The organism is Mucilaginibacter sp. P19, from assembly GCF_050632265.1.
In the GTDB taxonomy this organism is placed as follows: domain Bacteria; phylum Bacteroidota; class Bacteroidia; order Sphingobacteriales; family Sphingobacteriaceae; genus Mucilaginibacter; species Mucilaginibacter gossypii.
In genome coordinates this window covers 2,061,611-2,077,377 of sequence record NZ_CP192586.1, presented here as the reverse complement: position 1 = coordinate 2,077,377, position 15,767 = coordinate 2,061,611, and the positions used below count along the sequence as shown (strand labels likewise).

The following is a 15,767-nucleotide window of genomic DNA, read 5'->3' as shown; positions in this document are numbered from 1 at the left end:
ATTATTCTTCGTGTAAAGCAACAGCCGGGTAAATAGCCGCGGCCTGTTTGCCGGGGTAAAGCGAACAAATGAGCACCAGCAGGTAAACAAACAAAACAGATATTAATATCCCTTCGATATAAACAATTGCAGGCAAATCAAAAACGTTTAGCAATGGAAACTGGGCCGCGAAAAAGGTCCCGATAATAAGGGCCAGCGTTGCCAGGATCATAGATTCGGACACTAATTGGGCTGATACCGCGCCACCTGTAGCACCAATGGCCCGGCGTAAACCTATCTCTCCCCTGCGCTTATTAATATTATACCACAATACGCCAAACAGGCCCAGCGCCACGTTAATCACCAGGAATGTGCTCACGATAGCCAATATGATCATAGGCACCAAAGCAAAGTAGTTAGCATCGGTTCGTTTACTGGCAAGGTGTTCAATTTCGATATTGGCATTTTTCATATCGTTGGCCATTGTTTTGTACAATTTACCTTCAAAGGCAGCATCGGCACCATGATCAACCTTTACCAGGATCTTATCGAGCCATCGGAATGAGCCTGTATCCGTTCTGAAATACATACCCGGCCCTGGGTTTAAATAATCCCCATTCTTTTTAATAGTTTGAATTACCCCGACTACCTTAAACTTGTTTTTATCATCATCGTTGCCTAAAAGTTTCCCAACAGCAGGTTCTTTACCAAACGTAGCTTCCTTTAAAGCAGCATCAATAATGATACTTTTGTTTTTGCCAACCACATCTTCCTTATCAAACCAGCGCCCTTCCAATAAAGTAACATTCATTACTTTTTGATAGTAATCTTCAACAGTAAAATTATTAAGATGTTGAACGTGCTTACCCCTGAAAGTCAACCCGCTTTCGTTTGTTCGTGATGAAAACGGAATATTGCCGCTAACAAAAGTGATTTCTTTTATATGGGGTAATGATTTTATTGTTTTGCGGAGCGTTTCGTAATAAAGATTAAGTGAATCCACATTTTTGGTTTGGTATGAATTGTTATAATTAATAACCCATACATCCTGGTAATCAAAACCCATGGGCTTTTTGTAATTGTTATAGTAATACATCATAAGTGTAAATACCGCAAACAATACCAGGAAGGATACCAGCATCTCGGTAATGAGCAGAAAGTTCTGCTTCTTTTTATTCCAGATGAGTTTAAATAAATGCTTGAACATAATATTTTGATTTAAAAGTAAATGACCATTAAGCTTTTAATGCCGTAACCACGTTCAGTTTTGACATGCGCCAGGCCGGATAAACACCTGATAGTAGACCAAAAACAAGACAAACCAGCAAGCCTATAAATAAAACCGTAAAGTTGATGCTTAGCTCAAGATTGGCTATAAGATTAGCGTTATTGATCGCAGAAAGCACAATCAGCGATAGAACAATCCCAATTAAGCCGCCCAATAAAGTAAGTATCAGGTTTTCGACAATAAACTGGTAAACCAATGTTTTTGACGAGGCACCAAAAGCCTTCCGTACGCCAATTTCTGACGAGACGTTCCATAATACGGGTGATATTGATGTTAACCAGGTTAAGTGTTGGCAGCAGGGTAAATATGAATACAAATATGCTTATGGCCGTGACTACTATGAATACGCCAGAATGTTCTTCGTTTCCGGTATCAACATAACTCCTGAAAAAAGTGTTGGCATGGCTGTAAAGGTGTTTAAATTCCTTTCGCTCAACAGGCACCCGTTTTATAATATTCTCATATTCGGCCTTCATTTTGGGGACATCCCCTGGCGAGTTGGCAAGCAAAATGCCCAGATAACCGCCCAGATAACCTTTGCTTTTATAATCTTCTTTTGATACGGTATACGGCAGGTAGATATCGCTGTAAAGCATGTAATTAGTTACCGGTACGTTCTTAACAACACCAATTACCCTGTAATTCACGTTATCTGCCTCAATGTACTTACCTACCACCTGTGTTACATCGCCAAAGTATTGCCGTTTCATATCTTCTGATATGATAGCTACACGATCTGCATTGCTTACCTGCTGCTTATTAAACGGTTTCCCTTCTGTAAAATCGTAATCCAGCACATCCCAGTAATCGGCATTGGTGTATTTGAAGTTTACAGCTATCTTTTTATTGTTGACATAGGTATTGGTTCCCTTAAACATAGATGATATGGCAACCTTTACAGGGGTTTTCATCATGCTCGTATAATGGCTTAAAAAATAATAAGATAAGGTACTCGACATCATATTATTATCCCCCGACTCCTGGATCCGGGTAATATACAATGACCTGTCACGCTTTTTATCCGGGTAGTTATCACCAATTACCTTATCAATAAAAGCTGTTAAAACTATCAGGATGGTAAGCGTAAAACTAATCCCGAACAAGCTGATAAACGTAAAAAACTTACGGCGCTTGAGTACCGCTATGGCTATTTTAAAATAATTTTTTAGCATAACTTTAATTTTAAAACCGGTTAATTATTGAACTTGTGCACCATCAAATAAGCGCACCAGCCTGTGGGTTTTATGCGCCATATTTTCATCGTGCGTAACCATTACTATGGTAGTGCCATCATTACGGTTAAGGTTAAGGAGGATCTCCATAATTTCATTGCCCATAGCACTATCGAGGTTGCCGGTAGGCTCGTCGGCTAAAATAATTTCGGGTTTGCCTACAATAGCCCTTGCTATGGCCACACGCTGCCGCTGACCACCAGACAGTTGTGTAGGAAAATGTTTTAAACGGTTAGCAAGCCCTACCTTTTCCAGTGCTTCGGCAGCCAGTTCACGGCGTTGTTTGGCGGTAGTATCGCGATAAAGTAAGGGCAGCTCCACGTTATCAAGCACCTGCAGATCGTTAATAAGATGATAGCTTTGAAAAATAAAACCCAGCTTTTTATTCCGGAAAGCTGCCAGTTGCTTATCATTCATACCTTCTGTTTTTTGATCGTCAATCCTGATCTGTCCTTTTGAGGGCGCGTCAAGCAGGCCCATGATGTTAAGCAGGGTGCTTTTGCCGCAGCCCGAGGGGCCCATGATGGATAAAAATTCGCCTTTGGCAATATCAAGGCTTACGCTGTTCAGGGCCAGGGTTTCTACGGTATCGGTGCGGTACACCTTTTCAATGTTTTGTAAACGTATCATGAGTGAATAATTATTGAGTTAGTGAATTAGTGATTTTTATCGTTTATGTGTTTAGGGTTTTGTTAAATAAATTATTGATTTAGTTATAGGTGATTTTTTTGTTTGTTTCAAAATCATAGAGCGAAAGGTAACGCAACTGGTAGTAAGCTCCCCAAAAATCACGGAGGGCGGCTACATAATCGCGCTGGGCCTGGTCGTTTTCGCGGAAGGCAATGCCAAGGTCGGTAATGCTCAGGTCGCCTAAAACATAGCGTTCACGTGCTATCTGGTATTTTTCGGCGGCTATGCTATCGGCCTGCGCGGTATAAACCAGTTGCTCTTTCATTACATTAAAAAGCGATACCTGGGTTACTATCTGCTGTTTAAAAGTTTGTTTATCCTGCTCAACAGCATACTCGGTAAACTGCTGGTTGGCTAAAGCCGTTTTAGCACGGGACTTGGATCTGCCCCAATCCAGTATCGGTATAGAAAGCTGTACCTGCAGCAATTGCTGGTTTTGAGGGTTCTTGTATACATCAGGAATATTGGTAGCTGTATTTGAAAAGCCCAGGCTGGCGGTAAGCGTGGCGGTTAAACCATTTTGCCCTTTGGCTTTAGCCACATCGCGCTTTGCTTCTGCAATACGGCGTGAAAAAGCGATTGCATCCGAGCGGTTGGCGTAAGCTTCGGCCAGCACTTTATCTGATGATACGGTCATCTGGCTAATATTTTTCGGTACTACCAGTACTATCCGCTCACTCCCCTCCTGCCCCGTAAAACTGCGCAGGTTCAGTGTTGCAATCTCCATATCGCGCCTGGCTGTACCAACGGCTTTCTGCGCGTTGATCTTTTCCAGCTGTAGTTGCAGGATCTCGTTTTTTGATACCTTTCCTAACTCGTACTTGAGGTTGGCTACCTTTAAGATCCCCTGGGTATTAGTCAAGTTGGTTTCGGCAATCTTCAGGTTTACCTGGGCCAGCAGCAGGTCGAAAAAGTACCCTTCCACGTCAACAGCTATCTTTTCCTGGGCTTCAATATAAACCTGTTTGCTTTCATTAAACTTTAAAGGCTCAATTTTTTTATCCCATTTAAGGCTGTTGAACTGAAACAGCGGCTGTGAATAATTTATACCGTAAGGGATACCGTTATACAATACATTATGCCTGTCAAAATCATCAAACCGCTGTAATTGTGTGGTGCCATAAATAGTACCGCCGGTAGCTGTAATACTTTGGCTAAAGTTAAGCTGTAATGATGAGTTATCGTTATGAATAGGCTGGAAAAGTATAGTACCGTCAGGCTGCTGCACCTGCGAAAATGTTTTAGTATATCCAGGTAAAGTACCGCTTAATGCCAGCTGCGGCTGGTAGTTTGATTTGTAGGTGCGGTATTCCCAATATTTGGTTTCGCGTACAGTAGCAGCCTGCTTGGCGGCTATTGAATTGGCTTTGGCCATGTCAACCACCTGCTGCAGCGTTAGCCGCAGGGTATCGGTGCCAGCGTGTGCTAACGCCACTGAGCTTGTGGTTAATAATAGTATGATGTATATAAATTTCATGATGCCCGATTCTATTTTTTAACCGTTTTTAATCTGTTATGGTTACCCCGCCGTTGTTGGTGTTGTCAGCAACAACCGTTTGGGGAATTTTTTAATTCCCTCCCTTGGGAGGGGTGTGTAGACATGCGTAGTGGCAGGGAGGGGTTTATCCGCCATTTAAACGAATTGTTTGTCCACGAAACCCCTCCCTACACCCTCCCAGGGGAGGGAATCGCACAGCCCTCGCTTTTTTTGTTTCTTCCAAGGGCCTGCCGTGATAACACCGTTGTGTCACAAGCTCCTGTTTCTAATTTTTCACCGTTACTTCCTTCGAATTTTTATATTCGCTCATATCCGATGTGATTATCACATCACCAGGCTTTACGCCGCTCTGTATCTCCACATAGTCAAAATTGGTGAGACCAATGTGTACCGTGCGGCGTTCGGCTTTACCATTGTTCAGTACAAAAATGTCCTGAACAGAAGGGCCTTTAAATGCCGGGCCGTTAGCCACGCGCATAATTTTATTATGTGTAGCCGTCACCAAAAAAACGTCGACTTTCATATTGGGCCGGAGCAATTTGCTGGCCCGGTCATCCAGCTGCACATCAAACGAAATGATGCTGTTTTGTACCGATGGGGATATATTGCTTACATGCCCCCTTAGCTGGGCATCATTGATCCGCACAATAACCGGCAAGCCGCTATGCAGCTGATCGGCAGAGTTATCAGAAATACTGCCCTGGATCCTGAAACTGCCCAGATCGGCAATCCGTGCCAGGGTTTCACCTTCGTGAATGTTGGCGCCAATATTTTTGTTTACGTAGGTGATCACTCCTGCCCGTGTTGCCACCACATTGGCCAGGTCAAGTTTACGTTGTAATTCTTTCAAATCGTTTTGCTGGATATCTGCCGCTATTTCAGCTTCTTTAATCTCCAGCTGCATGGTTTGCTGCTTGCTTTTGATCTCGTTTTCCAGCTGTTTTTTTCAAGCTGTGCAACTTTGAGGTTCAGCTCGGCCTGTTCAATATTTTCGCGGGTACCGCCGCCGGCTTTATACAGGCGTTTGGCATTTTCAACGGCATCGGCAAGGTTGCTGATGTGGAGTTGTTTAATATCATTATTGGATTGAATGTCGTAGAAGCTTTTGTTCAGATCAAGCTTGAGTTTGCTGATCTCGGTGCGTTTGGTTTCGAGCTGAAACTTTTGTTTTTCAAAATCGGTTTGGGTAGCCGATTTATCCAGCGTTAATATCGATTGGCCGGCTTTGACCTTATTACCCGCATCCATCAGCGCACTCTTGATAGATGCATTTATCGGGCTGGTGATGATCTCTTCAAACTCAGGCAAAACCTCGCCAGTGGCGTTTATGGTATTTTCGATATTGCCGATTTCAACTTTGGCGGTTGTAATTTCGGCCCTGGTAATGGTTGATTTAATATATCCGCGCAAAAGCATTACGGCAAGCACCAGAACAGCTATGCTGATAATGATGACTACCGCGCTTTTTTTGCGTTTGGCAGCTGTAACTTCAAGTGTAATTTCCTTATCCATTGTGATAAATTTGGATAAGGTTTTGCAAGAGCTATACCAATATTAAAACATTAAATATCAATAAGTTACATGTTTTTAATTTTGAAAAAGTGATCGATATCGGACAAAATATTCAATACCGACCGTTGATTGATTTTTGATTGCGTTGATGGCGCTGATTTATTTTTATACCGTTGAGTTGTTGTTCATGTCCCCTCAGGGTCTCTCGCAGAGGACCCTGAGGTATACGCCATGCTTATTTGCCGTCCTGGATAATCAATCCGGTAGATATTTAAATTGCGGTGCCCCTCAGGGTCCTCTGCGAGAGACCCTGAGGGGACGAAGATGCTGCAAACCTTTTGCACCTCTGGTGCAAGTCCATAAGTTGAACCTGCCGGCAACCTAAAAATCAGAATAATCTGCCGGGCGCAGAAAGATAATATCAGCATGGGAAACGTTATGCTGATACTCAGCTTTAGCCGAAAGCGTTTTCCAGTAAGCATCTTTACCAAAAGTGTCCCAATGCTTGTCCCGGTCTTCTTTACTGTTAAAAGTGGTCATGTACATTAAATTAGGCATATGACTGCCCGCAATAACCTCCGAATAAAAAACGGCATTAAAACCAAGCCGTTTAAACAGGCCTATTTCATCGCCCACATTAAACATGGTTACCTTATTGACATTGTATTTTTCGGTAGGACTTTCATAACTACGCAATTCATAAACCCTATCGGCTTTTTTAGCGGTCAAATTAGGCACCGCTGTTGAAGGCATGCCCGGAAAAGCCTGTAGTATAATTGTTTCAAAACGGGTATAAGGCTGATCATTATAAGCGGCGTCAATGTAATCCTTTCCATCCGCAAGATATGCGGCATCGGCCTGTAACTTTTGATCGATACCCATTAACTTGTCCCATGATTGAAAGGGTGTAAATACATATAACAGCTTCGCGGTATCTGCCTGGCTTACAGGCTTAAACACACCGACATTCTTAATGCCGGCCCGGTGCAGCGCAGGTATGTAGGCCTGTTCTAAATACTTTTCAATGGTATTTTCCTGCGCCTGGGTTTTGTAATGGTATATTTTAAGCTGATAATAATTACGCGCCGGTGCATTTGCCAATGCCACTGCAGCGATAAATAAACAGGCAAAAAAAGCGATAGATGATTTTACAAAAGGTTTCATAACTGCGTTATATTTTCGAAGTAAATATAATGTCAATTCATTAAACCTGCATTATGTCCGTTTATATATTTACCCCATTTTTCAAGCATTTCCATTAAGTCAGAAAGTTTCATGGGCTTGCTCAGATAATCATTCATCCCGGCGTCAATACATGCCTGCTTATCTTCAGGCATTGCGTTTGCGGTCATGGCAATAATTACTGGTTGGTCCTGCATGTTACTGCGGATAAAGCGCGTTGCTTCCAAACCATCCATATCGGGCATTTGTACATCCATCAAAATAAGGTTGTAATGTTTTGTTACCATAGCATTTAACGCAGCATGACCATTTTCGGCAATATCGGCGCTATAGCCCATTTTACTTAACATATGCATAGCAAGCTTCTGATTTATTAAGTTGTCCTCGGCTATCAGAATGCTCATGGGGTAATTTTTAGCAAAATCTTTAGAAAACGCTGTTTGCACCTGGTGGTACTCAGTTTTAATACCGCTGCCGGCTTTTAACTGCTCAACTATATGCTTATGTAACAGATTATGCTTTGTAGGCTTAGTTAACACCGCGTTAAATACATTGTCTTCCCGCTTGCTTTGTTCGCTGCCTATCGAGCTTAATAATACAATAGGCATTTCAGGAAATTTCCGTTTTACTTCTTTAGCCAGCTGCAGGCCATCCATTTCGGGCATGCTCATATCTGTTATCAGCAGGTCAACATGCTCATGCTGATCGTTAAGCACTTTTAACGCCTCAGTTGCCGATGCCACAACTACAGGATCATATTTCCACTGCCTCAGCTGCGTGTCAATTATATCGCGGTTGGTAGCATTGTCATCAACAAATAAAATACGCTTGTTTTCAAGCTCGGTAAGGTTAAGGTAAACGTAATTTCGTTTTACCTTTTGCCCCACTTTTGATTTTATGGTGAACGAGAAAGTAGTCCCCCTGCCTATTTCACTTTGTACGCTGATTTCGCCGCCCATTAGCTTAACCAGTTTTTCGCTTATAGCCAAGCCTAAACCAGTGCCGCCATATTTACGGGTTGTACTTGAATCAACCTGCGAAAACGGCTTAAACAAACGCTCCAGTTTATCCTCGGCAATGCCGATGCCTGTATCCCTTATTTTAAAGATCAATTCCAGGTCGTCATCTTTTTGCTCTTTTACCCCTACCAGTATAAAAACTTCGCCCTGGGTTGTGAATTTCACCGCATTGCCTACCAGGTTAATCAGGATCTGTCGAAGACGTATCGAATCGGAAATAATTTGAACCGGCACATTATGTTCAACCTGGTAAACCAAATCAAGGTTTAACCGCGAAGCTTTTTCGGCAAAAACATCCAAAACGCCTTCTATGCAATCGCGCAGGTCAAAATCCTCTTCATCAAGCTCCATATTGCCCGATTCAATTTTAGAAAAATCAAGAATGTCATTAATAACCGTTAACAGGGCATCGCCGCAATTTTTTATGGTTTCGGTATACTCCTCCTGCTCGCTGGTAAGCCGGGTACTGGCCAGCAATGTTGCCATGCCGATAACACCGTTCATAGGTGTCCGGATTTCATGGCTCATGGTAGCAAGGAAAATACTCTTGGCTTTATTGGCGCTTTCGGCTTCTTCACGCGCTTTTTCTGATGCCTCACGGGCCAGGCGTTCATTCGCTGTCATTTTTACCAAGCTTTCGGTACGTTCTTTTACCTGGCGTTCCAGTACGGTTTTCTGTGCCTTCAAAAATTTAACCCGGTATTTAAAAATAAAGTATACCAAACCAATTATGGTTACCGCGGCAATTAATTTAAACCACCAGGTTAACCAAAACGGCGGCACAATAGTAATTTTTAATCCCGCTGAAGGTGGCGACCATAACCCTGATGTATTCTGATACTTTAACTTAAAAGTATACTCGCCCGGCGGCAAATTGGTATATGAAGCAGTATTCCGGCTTCCCACATTGTTCCAGTCTGTGTCGAAGTTTTCGAGTATGTAACTGTACTTCTTTTTATCAGATGAAGAGTAATCAAGCGCCGCATACTGTAATGTAATTACAGATTGAGTATAGGATAATTTAATTGATTTGGTATCACTTATATCTTGTTTTAAGGGTGATGGGTCATCCTTGCCGCGGGCAATTTTAACTGTTTTATTGAACAATTGAAAATTGGTGATAACCAGGGGCATAAAGGCGGATGGTTTTAAGATCTGTCCGGGTGTAAAGGAATTAAAACCGTTAATTCCCCCAAAAAGATCCTGCCGTCCTTAGTTTGCAGGGCCGAATGTGATTTAAATTCTTCATCCTGTAAACCATCTTCAATAGTATAGTTTTTAAAGGTGTTCTTAACCGGATCGTAGTTGGATAAACCATTATTGGTACTAACCCATATGGTGCCCAGCTTATCTTCGCGCACAGCATAAATGACATCGCTTGGTAAGCCATTTTTGGTCGTAAACGCCGTAAAATGTTTGGTAACCGGGTTAAATAGATTAAGCCCCGAAAGTGTACTGATCCAGATGCGGCCCTTACTATCCTCAAACAAATCGGGGACACTGTTATTGCTGATACTGTTACGCCTCTCGTCGTGCTGAAACCGGGTGAAGGTACCTGTTTTCCTATCCATCAAATTGAGGCCGGCATCAAAAGTGCCAACCCAAAAATTGCCGTTATGATCCTCAAGCAGGGAATATACCCTATCGCTGCTGATACTTTTAGGATCATTAGGATCATAATTAAAAGCCGAAAATGTGCCCGACTTTTCGTCATACAAATCGAGTCCGCCGTTATAGGTACCTACCCAGATGCGGTTGTCGCGGGTTTGGGTAAGGGCATAAACATTGTTATTACTTAAGCTGCCGTGCTTTGCCACGTCATGTTTAAAACCGGTAAAACTGCCGGTGCGGGGATTAAACCGGCACAAACCATCAGCCCAGGTGCCTATCCAAAAGTCACCTTTAAAATCCTGGATGATGTTCAATACATAATTTCCGGTCAGGCTATTGGCATTAGCCGGATCATTCACATAATGTTTAACGGTACCATCCTTATTAAACACATTAACACCGCCCCCGTCGGTGCCTACCCAAATATTACTATCCTGATCTTCATGCAGGCACAGTACAAAATTATTGGCCAGGCTGTTTGGCGATGAGCTATGCCTGAAATGCGAAAAACTTTCGGTACTGCGCTTATACAGGTTAATGCCGCCACTAAATGCCCCAAGCCACATATTCCCCATCCTATCCCGGCAAATACTGTAAATGGAATTACCATTCATACTGCCCCTGTCAATATCATCATGCTTGTAGGCTGTTATTTTTCCGGTTACAGGGTTCAGGATATTAACGCCATTATTTTCGGTACCTACCCACAAATTACCGTTCAGGTCCATGTTTAATGCCAAAACACTATAGCCTGAGTTAGAGCCGGAATCTTTTTTATTCTCAAGGTAATGTTTAAATGTGCCTTTTCCCGGGTCAAATAAATTAAGCCCGCCATCTTCCGTCCCTATCCATAACCTGCCCTCAATATCTTCGTATATAGCAATTACATAGCCTCCTGAAATACTGGCGTTTACCCCCGGCTGGCTTTGATATCGTGTAAAAGTTTCCTTCTTTCTGTCAAACAGATTAAGACCGTGGCTCAGGGTACCAACCCATAAACGGTGCTTGGAGTCTTCCTTTAACGCGGTTACATCATCGTCACTTAATGACGACAGGTCGGCCTCGTTGTGTTTATAATGAGTAAATTTATTTTGGTAGATATCAAACCGGTCGAGCCCGCCTTTTTGGCTGCCTATCCATAAAATACCATCATGATCAAATATCAGCCTGTTTACAAAATTGCTTGAGATGCTGTTTGAATTGGCGCTGTCATGAAAGTAATGTATAAACTTACCTGTTTTGCGGTCGAGCTTATTTAAGCCAAAAAGGGTGGCCAGCCATATGTTGCCCTCTTTGTCTTCGGCGATATCTGATATCAGGTTACTGCTTAATGAATTATCATCCTGGATACTGTGCTTATATATCACAAAGCTATATCCGTCATACCGGTTAAGGCCGTCGCGGGTACCTATCCACATAAAACCCCGGCTATCCTGAATTATGGTACTCACATTAATTTGTGATAAGCCCTCCCGGGTGCCGATATGCTCAAACTTAAGGTTCCTATCTTGCGCAAACCCATTTCGGGTAATCAACAAGGCAACCACAACAAACAAATATTTATAGATATTCAAAATAACAGGCGGTGTTGAGTTTTAATTTTCGTGAAAATCCGTTCCTTAAAAAGAGAAACAGAATGGTTTATAGTTAACTTATACGGCTATAATATTTATAAGTTTAATGTAGACAAAAAAAAGCAATGATATAAAAACTGAAAGCGGAATACACAAAAACCAAAGCTAACAGACTGATTAGTAAATAGACTATATAAATAGCGACAGCGTTTAGCAACCGTAGGTTCTACCTTTAGAATATTAAATACCATAAAAAAAGCCTCCCGGCATTACCGGGAGGCTTATCATATTTTCAAAAATTAGTAGCGTTGCTTACAGCTCTCTTACCCAAATATTGCGGAAGCTAAGCGGTTCGCTCTTATCGCCATGGGCCTGTAACTTAATTGGCGACGGGCCATGTTTTTTGCCTTCGTACGATGGTTTGCCGATGTATTGAGTAGGACCAAGCAGCTCAAAATTATTTTCAACAAGCACACCATTGAAAAATACGGTAGCCCTTGCTGCCGATTTCAATGAACCGTCTTCGTTAAATACAGGAGCGGTCCAAATTACATCATAAACATTCCACTCGCCGGGTTTACGACCAGGGTTTGCCAGTGGGATCACTTGCTTATACAAGCTGCCTGCCATGCCGTTAACATAAGTTTTATTTTCGTACGAATCTAAAACCTGTAGCTCATAACCTGCGTCACCTTTACCTATCGAAGCTAAGAACACGCCGCTGTTGCCGCGGGCCTGCCCGCTGCCTGTAATGTTTGCAGGTACTTTCCACTCAATGTGCAGTTGGTAGTTGCCAAAGCTTTTTTTAGTTTCTATGTTACCGGTAGCTTTATTTACGGTAAGTACATCTCCTTTTACCAGCCATTTAGCAGGGGTTTTATCTTCAACAGAAACCCACTCGTCAAGGCCTTTACCGTTAAACAAAATAATTGCGTCTGAAGGGGCATCGCCTAAATTTTTGCCCGGTGTAACTACCTTAGGTACCGGTTCCCAAATCTCGGTGTCTTCAGGTTTGGCACTTTGCGCGTTTGCCATGAAGCAGCTGCCTGCTAAAAGGGCGGTTAGTATTAATGGATATTTCATCTCTCTAAAATAATTGGTTTAAACGTGAAGCGTATTTTTAAGGTATGAAGCGCTTTTTGCAATGCTCACATACGGGTCGATATTGGTATAGTTTTCCTGCTCAACAATAAAGTGCTTAATGCCTGCAAGCTTAGCTTTACCCAATATGGTTTTAAAGTCGATATCACCGTTACCTATTTCAGTATTCAGTTCGGCATTGGTTTTATCCCTGTCTTTAACATGCACAAAAGCGAACCGGCCGGGGTGTTTTTCAAAAATCTCAACCGGGTTTTTACCGGCACGCACTACCCAGTAAATATCCATTTCCATGGCTACCAGTTTAGGATCGGTATTGGCAAGCACCACATCGTAAAAAGTAGTGTCACCAACCGGTGCCCACTCAAAGTTGTGGTTATGGTAACCTAATTTTAAGCCCGATGCTTTCAGGATCTCGGCAATCTTGTTCATTTTCTCGGCCACACCTTTACAATCATCAACAGTTTTAATAAAGTTGTGGTTTAAAGCCGGGATAATAATATGTGACTGACCAATGGTATTGGCAACTTCAATGTAAGCGTTCAGGTCATCAGTTTTACCTGAGCCTAAATACTCGTCAAGGCCATAGTGACCGCTTGGAGTTGTTAGTCCGTTATCTTTTAAAAGCTGACTAAATTCTTTACCTTTTAATCCCCAATAACCGGTTTCTTTGTTAAAACCAAAGGTTTCAACTTCGTTATAACCGGCTTTTGCTACTTGTGCAATAACACCTTTTACATCTTTGGGTAACTGATCGCGCAGGCTATACAATTGCAGGCCCACTTTATTTGAAGCTTTCGCCGATACCAATTTCGGCGCAAGCATTGCGCCTGCGGCCATTAATCCGGCTTGTGCTAAAAATGTTCTTCTGGTTGTCATGTATTTGTTTTATTAGTTTAGCTTTTTAGAGTGATAAGGTGATGTAAGGTTTAAACATCACAAATATGCACCGCCTTTTTAAGCGAAGCTATTTTGTCTTTCTGTTTCGGGATGAACTCCTGGGCTACAAAGCCTTTATGCCCTACCTCCACAATGGCACGCATAATGGCCGGGTAGTAAAGTTCCTGGGTTTCATCAATCTCGTTACGGCCGGGAACACCGCCGGTATGGTAATGAGCGATGTACTGATGATTAGCGCGGATATTGCGGATCACATCGCCTTCGTCAATCTGCATATGATAGATATCATACAGCAATTTAAAGTTTTCTGAACCAAGCCTGCGGCAAAGTTCGGCGCCCCACTCTACCCTGTCGCACTGGTAATCTTTGTGATCAATTTTGCTGTTCAGCAGTTCCATTACCAATATTACGTTGTGTTTTTCGGCAAGGGCAACCATAGGTTTCAAGCCTTCAACGCAATTATTCCAGCCTTCCTCATCGGTTTTACCGCGACGGCTGCCGCTAAAGCAGATCAGGTTTTTATAACCCGCCTCTGCCACCAGCGGGATCATTTTGGTATAATTTTCATGCAGTTTGGCATGAAACTGTTTATCACCAAAACCATCGGTAAGGTTGATCTCGGCACCATTGCACATAGATGAGAACAAGCCGTATTTTTTTAGTGTAGGCCAGTCTGAAGGGCCAACCAGATCGATCCCTTTTATGCCGATGTCCTTAGCAGCGGCACAAAGTTGATCTATCGTAAAATCGCCGTAACACCAGCGGCATACAGCATGGTTAATATTGCCTTTGAGCTTATCATCAGCCTGCATATGTTTTTCAGTTTCGATGGTAAATGAAGATAATACACCCGACGCGCCAATTGCCGCCGTGCCCGCGATCATGCTTTTGATAGCCGACCGCCTGTTTTGATTTGATGCCATAATTATATTTCGGTTTGTGCTGATGGTTCCTGAATATCCAAACCTGGTTTTGTGGCCATGCTTGTTTTATCTTTAAATAAAGCGAGGAATAATATCAATACCACAGCGGCAATACCTGCAGGTATAAGCCAAATGGTTTGCCAGTTATGTGATGTATCGGATACTTTCCAATGATCAACAATAGGGCCTGAAATGTACGAGCCTATAAGCATACCTACGCCATAAGTAGCTAAGGTAATAAAGCCCTGGGCCGCGCTTTTAAAACGCTCGCCCGCTAAATTATCGGTATAGATCTGACCGGTTACAAAGAAGAAATCGTAACAGATACCATGCATTACTATACCCGCAATAAGCATCCAGTAGCTTGAACCTGCGTCGCCGTAGGCAAAGAATATATACCGCAGTACCCAGGCCAGCATACCAATAGCCAGCATTTTTTTACACCGAACCGCACAAAAAACAAAGGCATCGCTGCCATGAACGCCAGCTCGGATACCTGCCCCATTGCCTGTACACCGGCAGCGGCTTTAACGCCCACTTCATTTAAAAAAGGGTTGGTAAAGTTGTAGTAAAACGCCAAGGGCACACATATGGCTACCGACGCCAAAAAGAAAATTAAATACGACCTGTTTTTTAACAAGCTGATTGAATCTAAGCCAATGATATCGCCAAATGTAGTTTTTTGGCCCCTTTTTACCGGAGGGGTATCAGGTAAGGTAAAGCTTAATAAACCTAATATCAACGACGCTATTGATGCCATTTTGAAGGTGAGCACAAGCGTTCCGCTTTTTTCCCATCCTAATAAGCCGATAACAATACCTGCAATGATCCACCCTGCTGTTCCGAACACCCTGATTAAAGGAAACTCTTTACTTGGGTTTTGCATCTGCTTAAATGAAACCGAATTTACCAGTGCCAGTGTTGGCATGTAAATGATCATGTAAAACAGGATATTAGGGTAAAACTTATCAAAATCAGCTATGGTAGTTGCATAATAAAGTGAGGCCGCGCCCAACAGGTGCAGTACACCCAGAATCCTTTGTGCCGAAAAATACTTATCAGCAATAAGTCCGATAACAAAAGGGGCTATAATAGCACCTAACGATTGCGTTGCGTAAGCACCCGCATTTTGTGTGCCGGTAGCCTTTAACGTAACTGTTAAATAAGTGCCCATTGTTACAAACCACGCTCCCCAGATAAAGAACTCCAGGAACATCATTGTTGAAAGTTTTACCCTAATTCCGATATTCATAATTATATT

At 42.6% G+C, this 15,767-nt stretch carries 13 protein-coding genes and 1 pseudogene; all 14 read right to left on the bottom strand.

From position 1 onward, the window contains the following. Position 1 precedes the first annotated feature (1 nt). The 14 genes and pseudogenes from ACQ86K_RS09885 to ACQ86K_RS09820 all read right to left on the bottom strand — a co-directional run bounded on the left by ACQ86K_RS09885 (position 2) and on the right by ACQ86K_RS09820 (position 15,722). Positions 2 to 1,186 carry an ABC transporter permease gene (locus tag ACQ86K_RS09885; RefSeq protein ID WP_091175390.1) on the bottom strand — a complete coding sequence of 395 codons (1,185 nt, stop codon included), beginning with the start codon at positions 1,184 to 1,186 and terminating at the stop codon, positions 2 to 4. 28 nt (positions 1,187 to 1,214) lie between these two features. After that, positions 1,215 to 1,463 (bottom strand): ABC transporter permease, encoded by a 249-nt coding sequence (locus ACQ86K_RS09880; protein ID WP_431200266.1) that lies wholly within the window; start codon positions 1,461 to 1,463, stop codon positions 1,215 to 1,217. Beyond that, positions 1,366 to 2,439: an ABC transporter permease gene (locus tag ACQ86K_RS09875; protein ID WP_431200265.1), complete on the bottom strand. Its 1,074-nt coding sequence runs from the start codon at positions 2,437 to 2,439 to the stop codon at positions 1,366 to 1,368. Before ACQ86K_RS09875 ends, ACQ86K_RS09880 begins: the two co-directional genes overlap by 98 nt. Positions 2,440 to 2,463: 24 nt before the next feature. After that, positions 2,464 to 3,129: an ABC transporter ATP-binding protein gene (locus ACQ86K_RS09870; protein WP_091175395.1), complete on the bottom strand. Its 666-nt coding sequence runs from the start codon at positions 3,127 to 3,129 to the stop codon at positions 2,464 to 2,466. 79 nt (positions 3,130 to 3,208) lie between these two features. Further along, entirely contained in the window at positions 3,209 to 4,666 is a 1,458-nt protein-coding gene (locus tag ACQ86K_RS09865) for a TolC family protein (RefSeq protein ID WP_091175398.1), read from the bottom strand. 286 nt (positions 4,667 to 4,952) lie between these two features. Beyond that, a complete protein-coding gene (locus tag ACQ86K_RS09860) occupies positions 4,953 to 5,591 on the bottom strand; it encodes an efflux RND transporter periplasmic adaptor subunit (RefSeq protein ID WP_431200264.1) in 639 nt (212 codons plus the stop codon). Next, complete coding sequence (locus tag ACQ86K_RS09855; protein WP_431200263.1) at positions 5,561 to 6,199, bottom strand: hypothetical protein; 639 nt, start codon at positions 6,197 to 6,199, stop codon at positions 5,561 to 5,563. The genes ACQ86K_RS09860 and ACQ86K_RS09855 overlap by 31 nt, the downstream gene beginning before the upstream one ends. A 381-nt stretch (positions 6,200 to 6,580) precedes the next feature. Then, complete coding sequence (locus ACQ86K_RS09850; protein WP_143020893.1) at positions 6,581 to 7,363, bottom strand: NIPSNAP family protein; 783 nt, start codon at positions 7,361 to 7,363, stop codon at positions 6,581 to 6,583. A gap of 32 nt (positions 7,364 to 7,395) precedes the next feature. Further along, positions 7,396 to 9,534 (bottom strand): response regulator, encoded by a 2,139-nt coding sequence (locus ACQ86K_RS09845; RefSeq protein WP_431200262.1) that lies wholly within the window; start codon positions 9,532 to 9,534, stop codon positions 7,396 to 7,398. A 14-nt stretch (positions 9,535 to 9,548) separates the two neighbouring features. Beyond that, entirely contained in the window at positions 9,549 to 11,558 is a 2,010-nt protein-coding gene (locus ACQ86K_RS09840; protein ID WP_431200825.1) for a ligand-binding sensor domain-containing protein, read from the bottom strand. Positions 11,559 to 11,897: 339 nt separating this feature from the next. Further along, positions 11,898 to 12,668, bottom strand: coding sequence for a 3-keto-disaccharide hydrolase (locus ACQ86K_RS09835; protein WP_091175406.1), 771 nt, complete (start codon positions 12,666 to 12,668; stop codon positions 11,898 to 11,900). Positions 12,669 to 12,686: 18 nt separating this feature from the next. Beyond that, positions 12,687 to 13,562 (bottom strand): sugar phosphate isomerase/epimerase family protein, encoded by an 876-nt coding sequence (locus ACQ86K_RS09830; protein ID WP_091175408.1) that lies wholly within the window; start codon positions 13,560 to 13,562, stop codon positions 12,687 to 12,689. A 50-nt stretch (positions 13,563 to 13,612) separates the two neighbouring features. Beyond that, a complete protein-coding gene (locus ACQ86K_RS09825; protein WP_091175411.1) occupies positions 13,613 to 14,506 on the bottom strand; it encodes a hydroxypyruvate isomerase family protein in 894 nt (297 codons plus the stop codon). A 2-nt stretch (positions 14,507 to 14,508) separates the two neighbouring features. After that, positions 14,509 to 15,722 (bottom strand): annotated as a pseudogene (locus tag ACQ86K_RS09820) (nucleoside permease). Positions 15,723 to 15,767 lie beyond the last annotated feature (45 nt).

Coding starts and splice junctions, on each gene's coding strand:
- ACQ86K_RS09885 (WP_091175390.1), bottom strand. CDS start 1,186: ATGTTCAAGCATTTATTTAAACTCATCTGGAATAAAAAGAAGCAGAAC.
- ACQ86K_RS09875 (WP_431200265.1), bottom strand. CDS start 2,439: ATGCTAAAAAATTATTTTAAAATAGCCATAGCGGTACTCAAGCGCCGT.
- ACQ86K_RS09870 (WP_091175395.1), bottom strand. CDS start 3,129: ATGATACGTTTACAAAACATTGAAAAGGTGTACCGCACCGATACCGTA.
- ACQ86K_RS09865 (WP_091175398.1), bottom strand. CDS start 4,666: ATGAAATTTATATACATCATACTATTATTAACCACAAGCTCAGTGGCG.
- ACQ86K_RS09860 (WP_431200264.1), bottom strand. CDS start 5,591: ATGCAGCTGGAGATTAAAGAAGCTGAAATAGCGGCAGATATCCAGCAA.
- ACQ86K_RS09855 (WP_431200263.1), bottom strand. CDS start 6,199: ATGGATAAGGAAATTACACTTGAAGTTACAGCTGCCAAACGCAAAAAA.
- ACQ86K_RS09850 (WP_143020893.1), bottom strand. CDS start 7,363: ATGAAACCTTTTGTAAAATCATCTATCGCTTTTTTTGCCTGTTTATTT.
- ACQ86K_RS09845 (WP_431200262.1), bottom strand. CDS start 9,534: ATGCCCCTGGTTATCACCAATTTTCAATTGTTCAATAAAACAGTTAAA.
- ACQ86K_RS09835 (WP_091175406.1), bottom strand. CDS start 12,668: ATGAAATATCCATTAATACTAACCGCCCTTTTAGCAGGCAGCTGCTTC.
- ACQ86K_RS09830 (WP_091175408.1), bottom strand. CDS start 13,562: ATGACAACCAGAAGAACATTTTTAGCACAAGCCGGATTAATGGCCGCA.
- ACQ86K_RS09825 (WP_091175411.1), bottom strand. CDS start 14,506: ATGGCATCAAATCAAAACAGGCGGTCGGCTATCAAAAGCATGATCGCG.